Source organism: Cryobacterium sp. RTC2.1, from assembly GCF_035018685.1.
GTDB lineage: Bacteria > Actinomycetota > Actinomycetes > Actinomycetales > Microbacteriaceae > Cryobacterium > Cryobacterium glucosi.
The window spans coordinates 1-20,521 of sequence record NZ_JASJXJ010000028.1 but is presented as its reverse complement, the minus strand read 5'-3'; the positions used below and the strand labels follow the sequence as shown (position 1 = coordinate 20,521).

18 protein-coding genes and 1 riboswitch are annotated in these 20,521 nt (G+C 63.3%); of the genes, 11 read left to right on the top strand and 7 right to left on the bottom strand.

Annotated elements, in window-relative coordinates:
• Positions 1-53 precede the first annotated feature (53 nt).
• Positions 54-1,781 carry a glucose-6-phosphate isomerase gene (gene pgi, locus QN357_RS05805; RefSeq protein WP_134449144.1) on the bottom strand — a complete coding sequence of 576 codons (1,728 nt, stop codon included), beginning with the start codon at positions 1,779-1,781 and terminating at the stop codon, positions 54-56.
• A gap of 244 nt (positions 1,782-2,025) precedes the next feature.
• On the opposite strand from pgi, the gene QN357_RS05800 reads away from it, so the two are divergent.
• Entirely contained in the window at positions 2,026-2,499 is a 474-nt protein-coding gene (locus QN357_RS05800) for an aromatic ring-opening dioxygenase LigA (protein WP_134558333.1), read from the top strand.
• Between the two features lie 256 nt (positions 2,500-2,755).
• A complete protein-coding gene (locus tag QN357_RS05795) occupies positions 2,756-3,646 on the top strand; it encodes an NADPH:quinone oxidoreductase family protein (protein ID WP_323504664.1) in 891 nt (296 codons plus the stop codon).
• On the opposite strand, the gene QN357_RS05790 is transcribed toward QN357_RS05795, so the two are convergent.
• Positions 3,643-4,251, bottom strand: coding sequence for a TetR/AcrR family transcriptional regulator (locus QN357_RS05790; RefSeq protein WP_323504663.1), 609 nt, complete (start codon positions 4,249-4,251; stop codon positions 3,643-3,645). The genes QN357_RS05795 and QN357_RS05790 overlap by 4 nt on opposite strands.
• A gap of 87 nt (positions 4,252-4,338) precedes the next feature.
• Between QN357_RS05790 and QN357_RS05785 the strand changes: the two genes are divergently transcribed.
• Together QN357_RS05785 and QN357_RS05780 are read left to right on the top strand one after the other, a co-directional pair.
• Positions 4,339-4,728 (top strand): MmcQ/YjbR family DNA-binding protein, encoded by a 390-nt coding sequence (locus QN357_RS05785; protein WP_323504662.1) that lies wholly within the window; start codon positions 4,339-4,341, stop codon positions 4,726-4,728.
• Positions 4,729-4,810: 82 nt separating this feature from the next.
• Positions 4,811-6,133 (top strand): replication-associated recombination protein A, encoded by a 1,323-nt coding sequence (locus QN357_RS05780; protein ID WP_134562118.1) that lies wholly within the window; start codon positions 4,811-4,813, stop codon positions 6,131-6,133.
• A gap of 363 nt (positions 6,134-6,496) precedes the next feature.
• Here QN357_RS05780 and QN357_RS05775 read toward each other — a convergent pair whose 3' ends face one another.
• Both QN357_RS05775 and QN357_RS05770 read right to left on the bottom strand, forming a co-directional pair.
• Complete coding sequence (locus QN357_RS05775) at positions 6,497-7,828, bottom strand: HAMP domain-containing sensor histidine kinase (RefSeq protein ID WP_323504661.1); 1,332 nt, start codon at positions 7,826-7,828, stop codon at positions 6,497-6,499.
• A gap of 42 nt (positions 7,829-7,870) precedes the next feature.
• A complete protein-coding gene (locus tag QN357_RS05770) occupies positions 7,871-8,566 on the bottom strand; it encodes a response regulator transcription factor (RefSeq protein ID WP_416347607.1) in 696 nt (231 codons plus the stop codon).
• Positions 8,567-8,727: 161 nt separating this feature from the next.
• Between QN357_RS05770 and QN357_RS05765 the strand changes: the two genes are divergently transcribed.
• The 3 genes from QN357_RS05765 (at position 8,728) to ftsW (ending at position 12,124) form a co-directional block, all read left to right on the top strand.
• The gene (locus QN357_RS05765; RefSeq protein ID WP_323504659.1) at positions 8,728-9,465 is read left to right on the top strand and encodes a hypothetical protein; all 738 of its coding nucleotides are present in this window, start codon (positions 8,728-8,730) and stop codon (positions 9,463-9,465) included.
• A 45-nt stretch (positions 9,466-9,510) separates the two neighbouring features.
• Positions 9,511-10,467, top strand: a complete 957-nt coding sequence (locus QN357_RS05760; protein WP_323504658.1) for an alpha/beta hydrolase — start codon at positions 9,511-9,513, stop codon at positions 10,465-10,467.
• A gap of 523 nt (positions 10,468-10,990) precedes the next feature.
• Positions 10,991-12,124 (top strand): putative lipid II flippase FtsW, encoded by a 1,134-nt coding sequence (ftsW, locus tag QN357_RS05755; RefSeq protein ID WP_323504669.1) that lies wholly within the window; start codon positions 10,991-10,993, stop codon positions 12,122-12,124.
• Positions 12,125-12,208: 84 nt separating this feature from the next.
• On the opposite strand, the gene QN357_RS05750 is transcribed toward ftsW, so the two are convergent.
• The 3 genes from QN357_RS05750 to QN357_RS05740 all read right to left on the bottom strand — a co-directional run bounded on the left by QN357_RS05750 (position 12,209) and on the right by QN357_RS05740 (position 15,340).
• Positions 12,209-12,805, bottom strand: coding sequence for a hypothetical protein (locus tag QN357_RS05750; RefSeq protein ID WP_323504657.1), 597 nt, complete (start codon positions 12,803-12,805; stop codon positions 12,209-12,211).
• Positions 12,806-13,160: 355 nt separating this feature from the next.
• Positions 13,161-14,429 carry an LCP family protein gene (locus tag QN357_RS05745; protein ID WP_323504656.1) on the bottom strand — a complete coding sequence of 423 codons (1,269 nt, stop codon included), beginning with the start codon at positions 14,427-14,429 and terminating at the stop codon, positions 13,161-13,163.
• A gap of 227 nt (positions 14,430-14,656) precedes the next feature.
• Positions 14,657-15,340, bottom strand: coding sequence for a hypothetical protein (locus QN357_RS05740; RefSeq protein ID WP_323504655.1), 684 nt, complete (start codon positions 15,338-15,340; stop codon positions 14,657-14,659).
• Between the two features lie 281 nt (positions 15,341-15,621).
• Positions 15,622-15,791, top strand: a riboswitch (M-box (ykoK) riboswitch).
• Positions 15,792-16,008: 217 nt separating this feature from the next.
• On the opposite strand from QN357_RS05740, the gene QN357_RS05735 reads away from it, so the two are divergent.
• The 4 genes from QN357_RS05735 to QN357_RS05720 all read left to right on the top strand — a co-directional run bounded on the left by QN357_RS05735 (position 16,009) and on the right by QN357_RS05720 (position 20,395).
• Complete coding sequence (locus tag QN357_RS05735) at positions 16,009-17,679, top strand: Nramp family divalent metal transporter (protein ID WP_323504654.1); 1,671 nt, start codon at positions 16,009-16,011, stop codon at positions 17,677-17,679.
• Positions 17,680-17,757: 78 nt separating this feature from the next.
• Positions 17,758-19,077 (top strand): magnesium transporter MgtE N-terminal domain-containing protein, encoded by a 1,320-nt coding sequence (locus tag QN357_RS05730; protein ID WP_323504653.1) that lies wholly within the window; start codon positions 17,758-17,760, stop codon positions 19,075-19,077.
• Between the two features lie 188 nt (positions 19,078-19,265).
• Positions 19,266-19,436: a hypothetical protein gene (locus QN357_RS05725; RefSeq protein ID WP_323504652.1), complete on the top strand. Its 171-nt coding sequence runs from the start codon at positions 19,266-19,268 to the stop codon at positions 19,434-19,436.
• Between the two features lie 116 nt (positions 19,437-19,552).
• Positions 19,553-20,395, top strand: coding sequence for a M15 family metallopeptidase (locus QN357_RS05720; RefSeq protein WP_323504651.1), 843 nt, complete (start codon positions 19,553-19,555; stop codon positions 20,393-20,395).
• The last annotated feature ends 126 nt before the right edge of the window (positions 20,396-20,521 follow it).

Genomic DNA, 20,521 nt, shown 5'->3' with positions numbered 1-20,521 from the left:
CGACCGGAGACCCCTACCGGGTACGTCACCATGCGTGACGTACCCGGTCGGCGTCAGTTGCGCAGCTCGAGGTACTTCGAGATCAGGGCCTTCGTCGAGGAGTCCTGGGCTGCGAGTGCGTCCGCATCCCCGTCGACGGCGGGAGCGACCTGAAGCGCAAGCTGCTTGCCCAGTTCGACGCCCCACTGGTCGAACGAATCGATGCCCCAGATCGTGCCTTCGGTGAACACGATGTGCTCGTAGAGCGCGATGAGCTGGCCGACGACGCTCGGCGTGAGGGCCGGCGCGAGGATCGACGTCGTCGGACGGTTCCCGCTGAACGAGCGGGCCGGCACCACGGACTCGTCCGTGCCTTCTGCACGAACCTCCGCGGCCGTCTTCCCGAAGGCGAGCGCCTTCGTCTGGGCGAAGAAGTTCGCCATGAACAGCCCGTGGACGTCCTGTCCTGGCTCGACGGCGGCGCCGTCGCCCGTCTCATCCTTCAACGGGTGGGCGGGATTCGCGACCGCGATGAAGTCCGCGGGGACCAGGCGCGTGCCCTGGTGGATGAGCTGGTAGAAGGCGTGCTGTCCGTTCGTGCCCGGTTCGCCCCAGAAGATCTCACCGGTGTCGGTCGTGACGCTTGTCCCGTCCCAGCGGACGCTCTTTCCGTTCGATTCCATGGTGAGCTGCTGGAGGTACGCCGGGAAGCGGTGGAGGTACTGGGCGTATGGGAGCACAGCATGGCTCTGGGCCTTGAGGAAGTTGGAGTACCAGACGTTGAGAAGACCCATCAGGACCGGGACGTTCTGCTCGAGGGGCGCCGTGCGCATGTGCTCATCGATGGTGTGGAAACCGGACAGGAATTCGCGCCAGTTGTCCGGGCCGATGGCAACGACCACGGACGTGCCGATCGCGGAGTCGATCGAGAAACGGCCGCCGACCCAGTCCCAGAATCCAAAGGCGTTCTCGGGATCGATGCCGAATGCGGCGACCTTGTCGAGGGCGGTCGACACGGCGACGAAGTGCTTGGCGACGGCCGCGGCACGGGCGGCGTCAGTGTCCTCGATGGCGCCGGAGGCGAGGAGCTGGTTCCAGAGCCACTCGCGCGCCAACCGGGCGTTCGTGAGGGTCTCGAGGGTACCGAACGTCTTGGACGCGACAATGAAAAGGGTGGTCTCCGGGTCCAGGTTCGCCGTCTTCTCGTAGACATCCGTCGGGTCGATGTTCGAGACGAAGCGGCACTCGAGGCCCGCCTGCACATACGGTTTCAACGCTTCGTAGACCATGACGGGGCCGAGGTCGGACCCGCCGATCCCGATGTTGACGACAGTCTTAATGGCCTTGCCCGTTATACCGGTCCACGCGCCGGACCTCACCTTGTCGGCGAATGCGTAGACCTTGTCGAGTGTGGCGTGGACGTCGGCGTCGACATCCGCACCGTCGACGACGAAGCCGGTCGGCGGCACGAGGTCTGCGCCATTCTTCGGGCGGCGGAGCGCCGTGTGGAGAACCGCACGGTCTTCGGTGACGTTGATGTGCTCGCCGGTGATCATGGCGTTGAACCGGCCTGAGACGTCGACGTCCTTCGCGAGCTGCACGAGGTGGGCCAGGATCTCTTCGGTCAGGAGATTCTTCGACAGGTCGACCGTGAGGTCGCCGGCCTGCAAGGTGTAGCGACCAGCTCGTCCCGGGTCGGTGGCGAACCACTCGCGGAGATCAGGCGAGAATCCCTCGGCGATGCCGGCGAGCTGACTCCAAGCGTCGGTAGACGTGGGATCAACGGGGGCGAATTCGGTCATGGATTCCTCCTGGACAATGGATCAGCAAACCGCCCGCGACTCCCGCAGTTCAGCGAGGCGGACCGCTTACCAGCCTATGGCCGTGTTCGGCGACCGTCTAACGCCAACCGGTTCAACCAGAACGCAGCAGGGACGGGCGGCGGGCTCGGTGCAATCGGATCTCACGTCACAAGCGAGTTTCATCTGGAGTCGGCATGCAGAACTGTGTGACACTCGAGTGTTCCGCTTCACGAAAGGATGATCGATGTCGTCGTTGCCCACTGCAATCGCCCTTCGCCGCACCGCAGGTCTTACCATTGCGGCCGGTTCGCTTTTCGTCGCCGTCGGAGCAGGTGCGTGGCTCACGGTCACGAAGCAGCTGCGCGATGAAAAGATCACAGTACCCGGCAACGCGCCCATTCTCGCGGGCAAGACGGTGCAGGGGCCGGTGACGGCCTACGTCGAGGCGCTCGTCATCAAGAACAATGCTGAGCGCGGAGCGGGTGGGCGCACATTCGCCGATATCAGTGCGGCCCTGAGAGGCCTTGACGCGACCAGCGACGAGGCAGTCGAGCTGCGCAAACAGAGCGCGGCGCTTTCAACAGGGGCATCGCTGCGCACCTCGCTGCTGACGTCCGTGCTCGCCTACGGGGTCAGCGCCTTCGCCGGCGGACTCGGGGCCTTCTTTCTGATCGTGGGTACGCAACTGCGTCGAGTCGACGCAGGTGGATCGCGCTGATTCACCAATCTGGCGCCTGAATTCTCGGGGCTGTCACCGCTGGCGCCGTGCCGCTCCAGGGATGACTTTCGCCCCGGGCTCTGTTGGCGCGCGGAAGATCCCAGGTCTGGCGGCCGACGCAAAGTCACTTGTCGGCATGATTGAACGTATGAACTCACGTGCGACGACAATGCGGGCAGTGCGGAACACCACACACGGTGGACCCCGGCTACTCGAAACACACACGATCCCGATTCCCGTCCGCGCACGAGGCGAAGTGCTCGTAGAGGTTCATGCCGCAGGGATCGCCTACCCGGATGTGCTGCAATCTCGGGGCGAGTACCAGCTGCGCGTCCCGGTTCCGTTCACAATTGGGAGCGAGTTCTCCGGGATCGTCGTCGACGCCGATGCCGACTCGGGATTCACGGCCGGCGACCGCGTTCTCGGCGTTGCCGGTTCTGGCGCGTTCGCAGACTTTGTGGTCACGCCTGCGGATCGCGTCCTGCCCCTTCCGGATGAGATCGACTTCATCGCGGCGGCGGCCATGCCCATCAACGTCCTGAGCGCAGAATTCGCCCTGGGGGAACGCGGCAATCTCCGTGCGGGCGAGACGGTGCTCATCCATGGCGCCGCGGGCGGTCTCGGAGTCGCACTCACCCAACAGGCGAAGCTGCGCGGCGCCGAGGTCATCGCCGTCGTCTCCACGCCGGAAAAGGCGCAACTGGCGCGAGACGTCGGGGCAGACCACGTCATCCGGCCTCACGACTTCCTGAGCGAGACTCGCAGAATCACGAACGGCCGCGGGGTGGACATGGTGCTCGATCCTGTCGGTGGCGAACGGTTCACTGACTCGCTGCGTGCGCTGGCGACCCGCGGGCGGTTCCTCGTTCTCGGTTTCACGGGCGGCAGCATCCCCACCGTGAAGGTGAACCGCCTGCTCCTGAACAACACGACTATCATCGGCGTCGCGTGGGAGGGACTGATGCCGACCTGCTCCGTCTCGCTTACGGCCCAATGGGAACGCCTGGCACCGGTCGTCGCTCGAGGCGCGCTCGCCCCGGTGATCCACGAGGTGGTGGCATTCGAGGAGGCCGCCGAAGCGGTCGCCGCCCTGGATGAACGACGGGCTGTCGGAAAGACCGTTCTCACGGTGCACCCCCGCCGTTAGACGCCGGGGGTACTCTCGGCTACTCCTCGCCGGTCGCCGCGCTCCATGCGGGTGACGGCTATATCGACCAGAGCTCGATAGGCGCTGCGCACCATGCCCTGATCGAGAGGATCGCCGGGGTGGAGTGCCCGGTAGCTCCACCACCCCCACATGAGGGCGTCGACAGCACGGGCCGTGCCATCAGGCAGAGAGCGGCGAAGAACCATGAGGGACTCCTCTTGGAGGTCGCGGAGGACTTCCGCAACCCGGGGACTGCGCGCGCCGTAGAGGTGCATCTCCTCATACAAGCGGATGTCCGTGAGCGTTGGAGCTGTCGACCCGCACGTGGCGGCCACGAGCGCGTCAACGACATCAGTGTCGAGACGGGCGTCGCGCATCGGGGCCGCGTATCGCGGTTCGAGTCCGTCTCTCAAGGTCTCGAACGCGCTGACGATCAACGTCTCCAGGTCGGCGAAATAGTACGTCGTGGACCCGAGCGGCACGCCGGCCTGCTCGGCGATGCGTCGATATGACGCCGCGTGCACGCCTTCTGACGCGATGACCTCCAGTGCTGCCCGAAGGATCCGGGTTCGGCGCTCCGGGTCATTCGGCTTGCCCTTCCTCACGCGACCCCCTTGATGTCAGACAAAGTATGTACCATTGTACGCAGATCCAGAAAGCCCAGAAACGGGCAGTGACCCCAGGAGGACGACATGCAGGGTGACACACTCCAGCAACGCGCCCGAGAGCGCGTCGGGGAGCTTCCCGGCGCAGAGCTCGAGCACCCCTTCGGACCCGACTGGGAGGTATTCAAAGTCCGTGGAAAGGTCTTCATGCTGATCACCGAAATTACTGGTGAATCGATCGTGATCGTCAAGGCGGACCCGGAAGACAGCCGAGCTCTCCGCCAGCAGCGCAAGGACATCACGCCGGGCTACCACATGAACAAGCAGCACTGGATCACCTTGAATCCAGGCGGAGACCTGCACGAGTCTCTCATCGACGATCTCGTCACCGAGTCCTACCTCCTCGTGGTCGAGAATCTGCCACGCGCAAAACGCCCGGTCGATCCCGAACTGTTCGGCCACCGGAGCGGACTGTGACGCTCTCGCGCGGGCAGCTGCAGCAGCACACCCCTAGCGTCGGCACGATCACGAGCGGTCACTATTTTGACAAGCGGCAGTCGTGAGCGAGGCACCGTCTCTCTTCGACATCGACGACGAGTCACGGCCGCTGGCTGATCGGCTCCGGCCGCGCACCCTGAACGACGTCATCGGGCAGGGCCATGTTCTTGGGGCGGACGCACCGATCGGGCGAATGGTCAACGCACAGAGACTCATGTCGATGGTGCTCTGGGGGCCACCCGGGTGCGGCAAGACCACGATCGCGCGGCTTCTCGCCGAGCAGACCAACCTCGCGTTCGAACCCCTTTCTGCCACCTTCGCCGGCGTCGCCGACCTTCGAAAAGTGTTTCAAGCAGCGCGGCGCCGGCGCGAGGTCGGTCAAGGCACGCTGCTGTTCGTCGACGAGATCCACCGCTTCAACCGCGCCCAGCAGGACTCGTTCCTTCCCTACGTCGAAGATGGTACCGTCATCCTCGTTGGCGCGACCACGGAGAACCCCAGCTTCGAACTCAACGGAGCACTGCTCTCCCGCACCCAGGTCTTCGTTCTGAAGCGCCTCGACGACGTTGCACTCAGCACCCTCATCACCCGAGCCGAAACGCTCATCGGTCAGCCGCTACCGCTGACCGATGAGGCGCGTCAGGCTTTGATCGCGATGGCGGACGGTGACGGCCGGTACCTGCTGAACATGATCGAGCAGGTACACGCCCTGCCCGCACCCGTCGACCCGGCAGCCCTCGCGGCCGCCGTGCAGAGACGGGCACCGCTATACGACAAAGCGCAGGAAGGCCACTACAACCTCATCTCCGCTCTCCACAAGTCGATGCGCGGCTCCGACCCAGACGCAGCCCTGTACTGGTTGGCACGGATGCTCGACGGCGGTGAAGACCCCCTGTTCATCGCCCGCCGCATCACCCGATTCGCCACCGAGGACATCGGCATGGCTGACCCGAACGCCGTTCAACAGGCCCTCGCCGCCTGGGACGTCTATGACCGCCTCGGTTCACCAGAGGGAGAACTCGCACTCGCGCAGGCCGTCATCTACCTGGCAACCGCGCCGAAGTCGATCGGCGTGTATCGCGGATTCAACAAGGCCCGCGCCGCCGCGAAGCGGACCGGATCGCTGATGCCGCCCGCGCACATCCTCAATGCCCCAACCCGCCTCATGAAAGATCTCGGGTACGGCGAGGGCTATCAGTACGACCCGGACACCGAGAACGGGTTCTCAGGCGCGAACTTCTTCCCAGAGGGCATACCCCGACAGACCTTCTACGAACCCTCCGCCGAGGGATATGAGCGAGCCATTTCCGCACGGCTTCGCCACTGGGCCCAGCTCCGGGACGGTGCCGCCAGTGGCCGTACTCCCGAATCCGACCCCGACTAATCCGGGCAATGAAAAAGACCCCCGGACTTCCGCGTAATTACGCGGATCTCGGGGGCCTTACAGTGCGGAGACGGTGGCATTTGAACTCTGCCCGTGCAATCATTCGGGCTGTTCTGCGCTCACGATCCGCGTAATTACGCGGAAGTTGGATCATCCGAGCGGCCTCGAATCACGTGGTTTTTTCACAAGTGTTGCCATTTTGTTGCCACGACCGTTCCTTGTCCACGCTTGCGACGTTGGGCAGACGCTATCGATGCGACGTACTGCCGAACTCTCGCGCCTCCATTCACGATCCGCCCGGCTAACCCAAGGGTCCTGCCGGCTTGGCTGCGAATCCGTAGCCTCTGGCCTCATCCTGGTGAGCTATGAGGCACCAGCCGAGGTGAGGTCGACGGCGAAGCAGGTACCATTTCGGATTGACGACCGCACGAAGATGGTTCCGCCGAGACGGCCGACCAGTTGCGCTGCGATCGAGAGTCCGAGGCCCGTATTCACCGGACGCAGGTCCCTGTAGCGCGCCCGCAGGATCCCCCGCTCGAACGCGACGGCCGCGTCAGCGTCCGTGAGCCCCGGTCCACTGTCTCGAACCTCGATCCGGACGGTGTCATCCCCAACACGTTTCGCAGTGAGGACTACCACTCCCCCCGAGGAAGTTGCACGGAGTGCGTTCTCGACCAGTCCATCCACGATCTGTCGCAGGCGCATCGGATCAGTCAGGATCGGGACTGGATCGCCCGCAGAGCTGTTCACTTGAAGACTGACTCCCAATTGAGCGCACTGACCGCGCCATGCTCGCTCGACCTCGTACAACACCGCCGTCGCGTCGGTCGACCGCAACTCCAGGGTGAAATCGTCAGCCTCCAATCGCGCCAGTTCGAGGAGATCGCTGACAAACCGGTCTAACCGCTTCGCTTCAGCCACCAGGATCACTCCGACAGCAGAACCATCAGTCTCGGGGATGACGCCGTCCGCAAGCGCCTCCGCATAGCCGCGGATCGCAGTCAGGGGGGTACGGATCTCGTGCGAAACCGAAAGCAGAAACTCCCGCTGACGGCCCTCGCTCGTCCCGAGCGCTCGATCCAAGGCGGTCAGGGCGGTCGAGACGTCATCGATCTCGGGGATCCCATGGGACACAACGACGAGGCCACGTTCGCCGCCAGCCAGCCGACGAGCATCTCGAGCCATGGCCTGGAGCGGACGGGCAAGCCTGCGCGACAGGAACACGCCCGCCACGATGGCGGCAACCAGGCCGATCGCGACTGCGATCAGAATACGTCCGGCGATGAGGCTACTCGATTCGGTGACGTCAGCGACGCGCAGGAAGCCGACGAGCCCTCCGCCGCCCGGGCGGGGACGGCCTTCGACGACGTAAGTATCGCCGCCGACTTGCACCGTTGTCGAGGCGGAGCGATCAGAGCCCAGAACGCCAATCATCGTTCTCTTGACCTCGGCGCCCACCGCACCCTGTGCTTTGCCATCTGGACCGATGAGCAGGAATCGCTCTCCGTGCGAGCCGAGGATTTTGTCGTCCTGCATGAGCGCGCGCAGCGAGGCGAGCGGCTGGTGGCTGAGCGCACTCGTCTGAGCGGCCAACGCCGACTGCGCTTGACCGGTCACAAGCACGGTGAGCAGTTGTAACGAGACCACCGTGGTGATCAGCACGGCCACACAAGCGACGCCCACCGTGACGAGCATGATCCGGCCGCCCAGGGAGCGGACCCACCGTCGAAGTGACATTCAGTCGGCCTGACCGGTGACGCAGTACCCGATGCCGCGTACAGTTCGGATCGGACAGGTCGGGCCGAGCTTTCCGCGCACCTGGGCGATGTGCACATCAACAGTACGGCTCGCACTGTAGTCGGCGATTCCCCACACGACCGCGAGGAGTTCCTCCCTCGAATACACGCGTCCGGGTCGAGCCATCAGCTGCGCAAGAAGATCAAATTCCGTCGCCGTCAACGTGACCGGCGCGTTCCCGCGCCGGACGGTCCGGGCACCAGGGTCGAGGACCACGTCGCCAACCCGAAGCAGGGCGGCGCCGCCGAGGCCGGACGAGCGCCGGATGATGCTCTTGACCCGCGCCACCAACTCACGAGGCGAGAAGGGCTTGGTCACGTAGTCGTCGGCCCCGAGCTCCATGCCCAGCACGCGATCGATTTCGTCATCTCTGGCCGTGACGAACAGCACAGGAGTCCAGTCTCCGGAATCCCTCATGGCGCGGCAGACTTCAATCCCGTCCAGGACGGGCAAGCCGACATCCAGGAGCACTGCCGCCGGGCGAAGGCTCCGGACGCGATCGAGTCCGCCTCGACCGTCGGTCTCCAGATGCACCGTGAACCCGGATCGCACCAGAAAAAGGCGCTCGATATCCGCGATGGCCGGATCGTCCTCGACGACCAGCACGAGTCCCCTGTCGTCAGTCACAAGGTCCATTAACCCCCGCGGCGATGGATCTGCTCTCATGGCACGCCCGGTTTGAGCGTCGGCCTTACCAAACCCGAACATTGATCTCACACATCTCGAACAGGGCCCAGGCAGTGTTGATCATGTCGAAGTCTCGTCGACATCAATGACCGAGCCTGGGAGTGTTTCCAATGAATCGAACTATTCGACCCGCTATTCTCGGCGCCGCGGCCCTCACCGCACTCGCGGCGCTGGGCGCCACACCGGCGTTCGCCGATTCGACGCCCGCTCCAGCCCCGTCCTCCGCTACCGTTCACTCGAAAACACCGCGCACCCTCACGAGTGTGCAGGCGTCCGCCGCCGCCGCGACCGGGAAACGAATCGCCTCCTTGAACGCAGCGATCGCAAAAGTCACGGCCAACACCTCACTTGTCAGCTCCGACAAGGCTGCCCTCCTAGGGAATCTCACCAGCGACCTCGGCGGCATGAACACCCTCGCGTCGAAAATCGCCGCGGACTCCGACCTCGCTCAGGCTAAAATCGACTACGCCGACATCTTCACTACCTATCGGGTCTCTTCGGTCGCACTTCCGCAGTCGGTGTTCGTGACGTTTGCGGACACTGTGACCTCCAAGACGACAGCGAATCTTGCCGCCGAACAGACACGGCTCTCGGGCCTCCTCTCAGGAAAGGACGCATCCAAGTCCACCGAGGCGCTACAAGCAGATCTCACGGACATGGCTGCCCAGATCGGCAAAGCCACCGGCGCCGTATCCGGACTGGCCGCCGGATCGCTCGCCGTCACACCGGAGCAGTACGCCGCCAACCACGACGTCATGAAAGCCTTCAAGGCATCCGCGACCACGGCTCGCGCCGCACTCAAGCAGGCGCAGACCGACGCGAAGACCATCAGAGCCGCACTCAAGTAACGCCAACCGGTAGCGCGACCGTGGCATAGGACAGAGACACAAACAGTGAGAATAAATGCAAGACGCAACAGGATCCGTATCCCGAGTGCCGCTCTGATCGTCGCGGTCCTCGGAGTAGGGGGCTTCGTCCTCCTGGACCGCTCTGCCTCTGCCACGGGTCCGGCTCCGCAGCCCACCCCCGATAGTTCACTGGCGGCATCCGCCCTGCCGATCACCGGGACCGTGGAGACGGTGCACATCCCGGCGACGGCATCCGGCTTCACCGCTCGAGACGCGGAGGTTTACCAGCCGCCGGCCGCTCAGCTCGCTAACGCCCCGGCCCTACCGTTCGTGCTGATGATGATGGGCCAGCCCGGATACCCGGATGCTTCTTACATCGGGTCCGTCCTCGACACGTTCGCGCTTACCCATAACGGTCAGGCCCCCATCGTCGTCGTCGCGGATCAGCTCGGCGACCCGAGCGTTGATTCCCTCTGTCTGGACACACCCGCACACGGCAACGTGCAGACCTACATTGAGCAGGATGTCGTGAATTGGGCGCGTGCAAACCTGCGCATCCTGCGCAACCGCGTCGAGTGGACCGTTGCGGGGTTCTCCAATGGCGGCCAGTGCGCCATCTCCTTGGCTGCCCGGTTCCCGGATGTCTGGGGAAACGTGATCAGCGCGTCCGGGACGACCTTCGCGGGAACGGAATCCGAGCCCACGGTTCTCGCCGATGTCTTCGGCGGAGACCAAGCCGCCTACGATGCGACGAAACCAGCGACCGTGATGTCGTCAACGTCCTACCCCGATACCGATGCCGTGTTCACTGTCGGGGCGGATGACTCCGTGATCGGACCGCCCCAGAAGGAATTGAGTACCGTTGCCCTGGACGCCGGCATGGCGACCAGCTATTACGAAGTCCCCGGCGAAGGCCACACCGTCGGGGCGCTCCTCGGAGGACTCACGAAGGCGTTCGACCTTCTGGCCCCACGCCTCGGTATTCAAAGCATCGCACCCTGATATGCCGCTGAGGGCGGCCGATAGATTCAGCCGCCCATGTGGTTACCCAGGCCTGTTATCGCTGCGGACCGGATTTGATCGCGGCCTCGGAAAGCGAAGCCCCATTCGTCGTCGACACCAACCTGTGAAACTGCACGAGACACCGGTCCAGCCCTCAGAAGCTTTTCAGGATTCGGTGCCGCTCCCTTCCCAAGGTGTCTGGAATGCTCGACTGGTGATCAGAAACTTGCTCATGCCGCAACACCTTTATCGTCGCTCGCGGCGCCTTCATCCTGTCGTTCAATGACTCATTGGCCGCGTTGACCCGACGGGACAGCCCAAGGCACCGCCAATGAGTTGTCCTCTAGCTTTCAGAACTCCCCGGGATCCGGAGCATTTCGCGCCGGCCGTCCCGGCAGACCCCCGGTACGGACACGTGAGACCTATGGACACTCCTTCTCGTCTACGCACGCTCGATACGCCATCAGAGCCTGCCCGCGACGGGCAGGGGACCGTAGCGGCCACAAGGATCCGCGTGGGACGGATGCTGCGCACACCATCTGCTGATTACTTTCTACTGTTGGGCGTGACGCTCTTTCTTGTCTTCTTCGGCCTCGCTATGGTGTTGTCCTCATCGTCAGTCGATTCATATGTGAGCAATGGCGGGTTCTTCGGCGTTCTCATCCATCAAGGCTTCATCGCGATCGTCGGCATCCCGCTGATGCTGATTGTGAGCCGAGCACCAATGAAATTCTGGCAACGCATTGCCTGGCCAGCCCTGATCGCGACGTGCCTGGTGCAATGCCTCGTCTTCACACCATTGGGCGTGACTGTGGCCGGAAATACGAACTGGTTGTCGGTGGGCAGTTTCCAATTCCAACCCTCGGAAGCCATAAAGGTCGCCCTAGTCATCTGGTTGGGCACGATTCTCGCGCAAAAGCAGGACCAACTCCACGACTGGCGCCACGTGCTCATTCCAGTCTTCGGCGTCGGCGGTGCCGCCGTATTACTCGTGATGATCCGCGGCGACCTGGGAACAACGGTCATCCTGGGCGGCATCTTGTTCGGCTCCCTGGTCTTCGCCGGGGTGCGGATGCGGATGCTCGCGATCCCGCTGGGGGTCGGGGCGGTGGGCGCGGTCGCCGCAGCAGCAGCGAGCAGCAACCGGCTGACGCGGGTTCTGGCGTTCTTCGGGACAGGCTGCGACAGCAGCTCCAAGACCATCTCGGCCGCGTGCTGGCAGCCTCTCCATGGCACGTGGGCCATGGCCGATGGCGGGATCTTCGGTGTGGGTCTCGGTAACTCCAAAGCCAAGTGGTCCTGGTTGCCTGCCGCCGACAATGATTACATCTACGCCATCATCGGTGAAGAACTCGGCCTAATCGGCGCCATCGTCGTGCTCCTGTTGTTCATTGTCCTCGCGATTGCGTTCCTCCGGATCATGAGCGCCACCCCGCACCTCCAGGTTCGAGTGACAACGGCCGCCGTGATGGTCTGGGTCGTCGGGCAGGCGCTCGTCAACATGGGAGTTGTGCTGGGCTTCATCCCGGTCCTCGGAGTCCCCTTGCCGCTGATCTCCGCCGGCGGCACCGCCCTGTTGACGACTCTCATCGGGATTGGCGTGGTGCTCTCCTTCGCTCGCAATGCAACCCGAACACCCAGCCTGCTCGCATCGTGATCGGGCGATGACCGCTCCACGCTCACTCGCCTTGCTGTGGTTCAGGACGACAAGAGCATAGCTACGGCTGGGGCTGATCGCGTGTCAGCTGAGGATGTTCACGGCGCGGGAGATCACCAGTGCGAGCAGGACGAAGCCCGTGAGAGCTTGATACCCCATCAACGCCTTGGCCCGAACCGTGAGGGGCATCACGTCAGTGGGGCTGAAGGCCATCATGTTATTCAGTGAGAGGTAGGCGTAGTCAAAATAGCCGGGGCGCCAATTCTCGCCTCCTGGGGCTCCATCCTGTTGCGGGAAACGGAAGTCAACTGTCGCCGTCGACCAGAGGAGCGGGTCCCGGCGAGCCACGGGGCCCGAGCGATCCAGCTCCCAGTACACCAGGGAAAAAGCCAGCACATTCGTTATCCACACTTGCGCGGCGGTGAGCAGGACATCCGGGCCGCTCACATGCCCGTAGAGAAGTTCATACACAGTAAAGACGACGGTCACCTGGTTCGCCAACGTCAGCAGAGAGGCCAGCCCGATTGACAACCAACGCGACCACGTGGTCTCCCTGGAGAGGCGGCGCGGGTTCAGAATCGTGAGGGGGATGACCAGGAGCACGCCCAGTGAGGGAATCACCCACCGTGGTACAAGCTGGACCTTCTCAGGGATGAGTAGGTAAAGGATGAGGCTCACCATCACAGCGGCCAGAACAGGCCAACGGTGTTCGTGTCGCCTCGAGGGTTCCGTCACAACTGTCACAATCTGAAGTGTAAGTCCGCGCGAATTCCGATCGCCAATGCTGCTGTCTCGAACCGGCGACAAGAAGCCTCGGGGAAGATTCGCCTAGAAGCGAACCAGCTCCCAGAACGACGCCTGTCCCTCACTTGAGTTCGCGGTTGAGAAAGTGGACGAAGTGGAGGATTCAGGAAATCGAACCTGACAAGGTGCACCGACTTGCACATCCCCCGGGAACCCCGATGTTAACTCGGGCAATCTCAAAGCGCAATTCCGGGCTACGCGTGTTTCGGTCAAGTCGACGCCTTCAGCTGCGTCAGTTCCCCTTGCTGCACGTCTGTTCGGCCGCGGTCTGCCCGGTGACTGTGGACGGAAGCACTGCTCCTGCAGGCGTGGTCGTAGGTGACGGGGTGGCTCGGGGCGGTGACGCTGTCGCAGTGGTCGACGAGCTCGGCGCTGGCGTCGGAATCGCTGTGGCAGTCGCCGATTCGTCGATGACTGCCGCCCGGCCGGGCAACCCGCTGAGGACGATCGGCTGATCGGCGACGAGGGCGGCGTTGACGATCTTGGCCCCGGTCGATTGCGGGATCACCCGGTTCACGTCCTGAGGGTCGGCGACGGTCGGGTATTGGAGGAAGACCATGTTGGCCAGGCCCGTGTCCTTGAGGGCGAGTGCGATCTGGACCAGCGTCGTCGGGTTCGTCAGCGTGTCAGACAAGACCATATTGCCCGTCGCGGCTTTGGCCAGGGAATACAGCATGACCGGGTTCCCGAGCACCCCGCCGCTTTCCACCTTCCGGGCCAGGGCAGCCATGAAGACCTGCTGGTTGCTGATCCGGCCGAGATCACTGCCGTCGCCGACGCCATGCCGGCTACGGAGGAACGACAGCGCCTCCTCGCCCACAATGGTCTGTTGGCCCGCTGCTAGATGCAGCGGTGGATTCGTGTAGAGGTCATTGATCGGGGACGCGACACACACAGTGACACCGCCAACGGCGTTGGACATGGCCGTGACGCCATCGAAACTGATCTGCGCGGCGAACGGGATCTGGAGACCCGTGAGCTTCTCGATCGTGACCACGACGCAGGAGAGTCCGCCGCGCGCGAGCGTCGTGTTCAGCATCACCCGGCTTGACGCGGAGGCGGTCGACCCGTCGGCCTGGGGGCAGGCAGGGACGGCTACCATCAGGTCCCGAGGGAAGCTGATCACGCTCATGCTGTGGTGGTCCTGCGCGATGTGCAGCAGCATCGTGACGTCGTTGTTGCCCGCTCCGGCACTCGCGGCCAGCTCTGCATTCGTCGAGTATGCGCCGCCCTGCCCGGTGCGGGTATCCGTGCCCGTCAGGAGCAGGTTGACACCCCCGGTGATCGCGGCCACGTCCGCAGCCGGGGCCTGCGTACTGCCCGAGGTGTCCGCCATGTGGGCAAGATGCACACCGGGCTTCACGCTGCCGGCGACATCCCAGGCGGCCACTCCTGCGACCGCTCCCCCGCTGACAACCAGCACACCGGTTGTGAACGCCAGGATCGTGGCGACGGATCGCCACGGGCTGCGGCGGGCGAGTCGCCCGTGTCGGACCGGCACCCCAGCCGAACGCGCGTGGGCCCGCAATTTCGGGTTGTGCATCGCCCTCACCATTTCCCAAGCGCTGATCTACGACTGGCGAGCTGAAATCCGCTCTGAGCGGAGCCTACGCAGACCCTGCTGGATGGGCGCTGGATGGAGGCCGTGCAGGCTGAAGTCCCGCTCAGATCCGTGTTCGAGTCTCTCCGTTGTTCCCGGGTCCCGGTCACGAGTCGCGGCCCGAAGTTTCAGACATTACTGCCCTCAGGATCGGTCGGCCGCAGCTGCCGGTCGAATGAGTAGGCAAGGGGTTGACCGGCGGAAAGTTCGTCGCCGAGCTCTGCTGCGTTTCCGCTCAGTGTGGCGCGAAGGCCCCGGATCGACGCGGGGCTCGCGATAATCAGGACCGTCTGGTGGACGAGGAGAAAGGAAACGACACGCTCGGAGTAGAAATCAGACATCACCGCTATCGCGACGGTATTCGGGACGACTACCTCCGTGCCTGAGACTCGAACGTCACCTTCCCGCCCAGTCGCCACGTGTTCTGCGGCATCACTGGGGTCCGGGGGCCTCTCGGTCCGGCTGAGCCAGCCCTCCGGATAACCGTGAGCATGTCGGGTGGTCGCTCGAGCATGTGGCCAGGCAGCCTCTACGTCGAGGCGACGATCTGAGATAACCGTGCGCGGGAGCTTGTGCAATTCACATAGGAGCGTATTGACGAACCGAATACTGTTTGTTCGCGGCGGCGTGAACACGACATCGGGATTGACCTTCGCCGCCGCCAGCAGATCCGCAGCGCGTCGCGCCAGAATGACGGCCGAATCGTCCACGTTGGTTCGGCCCGACCTATCGATGGCTTCGTCGTTTTTAGCAGGGACAGATTCGATCGTGTCCCCAAATCCCAACAGAATCAGTACACCGAATTCACTCATCCTCCTCGCGCTCCTTCCACTATGGGATGCTGCACCATGGTGCGGCCCTCGGCATCGAGGCGATGGTTGTGCAGGCTGACCACAGTCAAACACCATGCAGCCGGGCAATCTAGGAAGGCCAGCATCACCTATCACGTGTTGGATCCCGGGAATTCTCCAATAGTCATGGCATCGTCATCCGCCAGTGGGCGGCGGACTCACGGTCGGTTTGCTGCGGGTCTGAGCGTAGCCACACCTTGCTTGCGGAGCAGTAAATTCTCCGCGTAACGTGACTCTCGCAAGGCGCCACTTGTTAGCTGAGGCTCCTTTGCGGATACAAGCCAGCGACCCCCAACGTCTAGAGACGCCCCGGGTCAGGACAGGTTTTCCCGGAACAAGGGATTGCCCCGATTGGCTCCCGACTCCCGGGTTAACGCCGCAAAGTGCCAAAGGTCTTATGAGAAGAGGTCACCACGGCCGGTCAGGTCGGACTCTTCGAGCGCGCTGAACGAAGTGGAGGGAGTGAGTCGATGAGCGAGAGCCATAGACCCTGTCTCCCCCTGCCCGCACTGGCTCGATAGACACCCGTTCCTCCCCCGGCCGCGCCCTATGGGCCCGCACCCTTCCGGCGATACCCCGGATTCCCTACGCTTGCACACACTCGCTCCCTGCGCAGAAAGCCGCACACGATGACGAACACCAACGAAAGCGTCACCAGCCCTGAGCCGGGCCCCACCCCGACGGGGCCCATATCTGCTGTACTCGACTCTGCGCATCTCGGCGATATCGAGGGCGCCATGGGCACAATCCGTTTGGGCGATGATGCGCCTCGCCGAGGGTTCCCGGCCAAGCTCCGCACCCTGCTTGCGATCCTCGGCCCCGGCCTCATCGTGATGGTGGGAGATAACGACGCCGGTGCCTTCGGGACCTACACCGAGGCCGGGCAAAACTACGGCACCTCACTCTTATGGACCTTGCTCCTGCTCGTTCCGGTTCTGTACGTGAATCAGGAGATGGTGTTGCGGCTGGGTGTGGTGACCGGGGTAGGCCATGCCCGGTTGATCCTGGAACGGTTCGGAAAGTTCTGGGGTGCGTTCAGCGTCATCGACCTGTTCATCCTGAACGCGCTCACGATCGTCACCGAATTCATCGGGATCAGTCTGGGGCTCCAATACCTGGGCATCCCTCAGGTCCCCGGCGTCATCGTCGCAGCCCTGCTTGTTCTGGGCGCCGTGAGTACAGGGTCCTTCAAGAGATTCGAACGCGTCAGCCTGTTCCTGGTTGCTGGGTCACTGCTTCTGATTCCCATTTTCGTGCTCTCTCGCCCGGATCTGGGCGAGATGGCCAGGAACTTCGTCATACCGGGAATGCCCGCGGGTTCACAACTCTCGACAGTGATGCTGCTGATCATCGGAATCGTCGGGACGACCGTCGCCCCGTGGCAGTTGTTCTTCCAACAGTCGTACGTCATCGACAAGCGCATCACCCCGCGCTTCATGAACTATGAAAAGGTCGACCTGTGGATCGGGATTTTGATGGTCATCGTGGGTGCGGCGGCGATCATCGGCTTCACCTCTGCGACGTTCACGGGGCGACCAGAATTCGGCAACTTCACCGACGCTTTGGGAGTGGCAGAGGGCCTCGGTAAGTATGTAGGGCCGGGCGTGGGAATCATGTTCGCGATCGCGCTGATCGACGCATCGATCATCGGGGCGGCTGCCGTCGGCCTCTCGACGTCATACGCCCTGGGCGACGTGTTGGGATTGAAGCATTCCCTGCACCGCAAACCGTGGGAGGCCAAAGGGTTCTACGCCGTGTTCGCGGGCCTCCTCGTGATCGCTGCCACCGTCGTCCTCATCCCCGGTAGCCCGCTCGGACTCTTGACCGTCGGCGTGCAAACCCTCGCCGGAGTGCTGTTGCCCTCCGCCACAGTCTTTCTTCTTTTGCTCTGCAACGACAAGGAAGTCCTCGGACCCTGGGTCAACGGCAAGTGGCTGAACCTGTTCACCTCGGTGGTGGTCGCCATCCTGGTCATGCTTTCCATCGTCCTCACGGCCAGCGTGTTGTTCCCGGATATCACGGCCGGTACGATCCTGTGGATCCTCGGTGGGGGCACTTTCCTCGGCCTGGTCACCGGTCTGATCGTGGGTGTGGTGCGCCGCCGACGCCCGGCTCGGGAGCCCGTCCCGAAGATGGAGCACGCTCAGCGGTTGCGCTGGCGGATGCCACCCTTGGCCCTTCTATCCAGACCCGAGCTCTCTTCGGGCCGGCGCGTCGGCCTTGCCGTCTTGCGCACGTACCTGCTCCTGGCGATGGCGTTGGTCGTCGTGCGGGTAGTTCAACTCGCTCTCGGCCACTGAGCAAATGAGTCTTACGCTCAAGTCAACATCCTCAAGTCCGCCAAGAACCCAAGCAACGATCGGGAAAGAAGACCCACAGTGAACACGACGATCCGCGGTATGACCGATTCCGAGGTCGGCCTCTCGCAGTTGCTCCGGCACACCGTCGTTGACGGTCAAGGCAAAGCCCTCGGCAGACTCTCTGACGTCATTGTCCGACTCCGCGGGGACGATTATCCGCTCCTGACCGCGCTGGTGGTCCGGGTCGGCTCCGAAACGGTATTTGTCCCCATCGCCGACGTCCAGGACCTCGCGCCCGATAACGTCCAGCTTGCCAGCGCCCGTCTCGACGTCCGGGCCTTCGAACGCCGGCCAGGAGAAGTACTCTTGAACGCGGATGTCCTCGGCCACCGGCTCATCGACGTGGACCTCGCCTCCCTGGTCCGCGCCCACGATGTGTACATCACCCGCCTAGTCCCGGCCCACGACGTGTATCTCAGCCCGGCCCCGGGCGTCTGGGTCGTCACCGGGCTCAACGTCCACCAGTCGCACTGGTGGTCCCCACGCCGCGACAAGGGCAATCATCCTGTGCGGGACTGGCGCTCCTTCGAAGCCCTGATCGGACACCAACCCTCCGTACTCGTTCGCACGTCATTCGGGAAGCTCCGCCGGCTGAAGGCCGCTCAGATGGCAGACATCATTGAAACAGCAGACGCAAAGGAACAGGATGAGCTCCTCGCCCAGGTCCACGCAGACCCAGAATTCGAAGCGGACGTTTTCGAAGAACTCGAAGAAGACAGTCTGTCCCAACTCCTCAAGTCCAAAAGCACCGCGGATGTCGCCTCGGTCCTGTCCCGTATGCGTGCCGACGACGCCGCTGACGCGATTACCGACCTGCCCCAGGAGAGGCGCCAGGATGTGCTTTCACTCCTCCCCGAACCTCATCGCACCAAAGTCCTCACACTCTTGGGTTATCACAATGCAACGGCAGGAGGACTCATGGGTGTGGAGTACCTCGCCCTGTCCGAAACCGCCACCATACGGGACGCCCTTGACATCATCCGGACCTCCACCACCGAACAACCCGAAGCACTCACAACCATCTACACCCTCGACAGCAACGAGCGGCTAACCGGAGCGATCAGCATCATCCGCGCCCTCCAGGCCGACGCTCAACTCATGCTGAGGGAAGTAGTCGACCCCGAACCAGTCCACGCAGCCCCCGAAGACGACATCATCGACGTCACAACTCGGATGGCGGACTTCAACCTCCTCACCCTGCCGGTAGTGGATGAAGACGGGCATATCCTCGGCATCATCACAGTCGACGATGCCCTCGAAGCCGCACTCCCAGAAGACTGGCGACGCAGAGAAGCACAGGCGCACAGCTCCCAGCCTCCACTCACCGACGAAGACTGAACCGCCCAAATGGGCGGCGAACTACTAACAACGCTCATCACGGCGGTGCTGAGCGTTGATCGACCGCCACGCATTCACGTTCCGAGGCCAGGACGATCAACCTAGTCCTCGCCTTCGCCGTCTGCGTCCTGGCCAGGGGCGCGGCCACACAGAGATCACACGTTCACCATTATTAAGAGGAGATAGAAATGACGCTTACCGAAGAGATCGATGCGTTGGCCGAGGAAGTTCGCGCCAAGTGGTTGCTTGTCGACGTTGGCCTGCCGGTGGAGGGGTTCATGAAGATGGTCGCGGCCGATAGCACGCTCACGTGGGAGGCGTTTCGCCTTATCGCCAGGCGCATCGATGCAGGGGAGTAGACCGAAACCCATCGTCGGCCCCGAGTGAATACCTCCATCCGAGTTGGGTGCACCAGCCGGCGGCCTAACCAGGTCCGTTCTCGAGGCCGACGATACTTCTCCCAGTCAGTCCGAATATGGTCAATGGAATGCGGACAAGGTCATCTTCACGCGGGGCGCGGGGTCGGCTGCGGCGACTGACCACAGGAGTCGCCGGCGTCGCAGTCTTGTCGGCACTGGTCCTGACACTGAACGCGTGTTCGGTGGACCCGGGCGGCGCACCAGCTGATTCCTCGCGAACTCCCACGGCGGACCCGAGTTCGACGGGGCCGTCTGCGTCGTCTGCGTCCACACCCGACGCCGGGGCCCCGTTCAACCGGACCGCGCACTCAGTCGACGACCCCACCAGCATCTGGGTCGTCGTCAATAAGGCGAGACCGTTCAAGCCCCTCGACTTCACCCCTCCGGATCTCGTCGTCGTGGGAGTGCCTTATGTGTGGGAACCGCAACTCCGGAAGCCGGCAGCTGACGCAGTGGTTGCCATGTTCGCCGCCTTCACGGCTGAAACAGGGCTCAAGATGCAATCCCAAAGCGCCTTCCGCAGCTATGCCACCCAACGCGGAGTCTACGACCAAGATGTCTCTGCGAATGGCCAAGCAGCCGCTGATACCGACACGGCACGGCCCGGCACGAGCGAACACCAGACAGGACTCGCCATCGACATCAGCGCCCTGCCAGCCAAGTGTTCGCTCGCAGCCTGCTTTGGCGACACCACTCAGGGCTCATGGCTGGCGGCAAACGCATGGCGGTTCGGATTCCTCCTTCGGTACCCGGCTGACAAAGTACCCATCACCGGCTACACCTATGAGCCATGGCACTTCCGGTTCGTAGGGATCGACTTGGCCACAGAAATGCACGCAAACGGCGTCAGCACACTCGAAGAATTCTTCGGACTCCCCGCGGCACCGCAGTACAAATAGCCGCTGCCAATCGCGATGCCTGCGGCCAACACGACGCCGGCATCTCCCATGACGGCGCTCACTGAAATTCCCCAGTTCTGCTCACTGAAATTCCCCACTCCGGGTCGCTTCCGCTCATAGAAGCGG

What these genes read in the sequence shown, in the direction of transcription:
- QN357_RS05725 (WP_323504652.1), top strand. Translation starts at nt 19,266, where the DNA reads ATGACGCTTACCGAAGAGATCGATGCGTTGGCCGAGGAAGTTCGCGCC.
- QN357_RS05720 (WP_323504651.1), top strand. Translation starts at nt 19,553, where the DNA reads ATGGTCAATGGAATGCGGACAAGGTCATCTTCACGCGGGGCGCGGGGT.
- QN357_RS05770 (WP_416347607.1), bottom strand. Translation starts at nt 8,566, where the DNA reads ATGGACCTTGTGACTGACGACAGGGGACTCGTGCTGGTCGTCGAGGAC.
- ftsW (WP_323504669.1), top strand. Translation starts at nt 10,991, where the DNA reads ATGCTGCGCACACCATCTGCTGATTACTTTCTACTGTTGGGCGTGACG.
- QN357_RS05775 (WP_323504661.1), bottom strand. Translation starts at nt 7,828, where the DNA reads ATGCTCGTCACGGTGGGCGTCGCTTGTGTGGCCGTGCTGATCACCACG.
- QN357_RS05750 (WP_323504657.1), bottom strand. Translation starts at nt 12,805, where the DNA reads ATGGTGAGCCTCATCCTTTACCTACTCATCCCTGAGAAGGTCCAGCTT.
- QN357_RS05765 (WP_323504659.1), top strand. Translation starts at nt 8,728, where the DNA reads ATGAATCGAACTATTCGACCCGCTATTCTCGGCGCCGCGGCCCTCACC.
- QN357_RS05800 (WP_134558333.1), top strand. Translation starts at nt 2,026, where the DNA reads ATGTCGTCGTTGCCCACTGCAATCGCCCTTCGCCGCACCGCAGGTCTT.
- pgi (WP_134449144.1), bottom strand. Translation starts at nt 1,781, where the DNA reads ATGACCGAATTCGCCCCCGTTGATCCCACGTCTACCGACGCTTGGAGT.
- QN357_RS05785 (WP_323504662.1), top strand. Translation starts at nt 4,339, where the DNA reads ATGCAGGGTGACACACTCCAGCAACGCGCCCGAGAGCGCGTCGGGGAG.
- QN357_RS05735 (WP_323504654.1), top strand. Translation starts at nt 16,009, where the DNA reads ATGACGAACACCAACGAAAGCGTCACCAGCCCTGAGCCGGGCCCCACC.
- QN357_RS05740 (WP_323504655.1), bottom strand. Translation starts at nt 15,340, where the DNA reads ATGAGTGAATTCGGTGTACTGATTCTGTTGGGATTTGGGGACACGATC.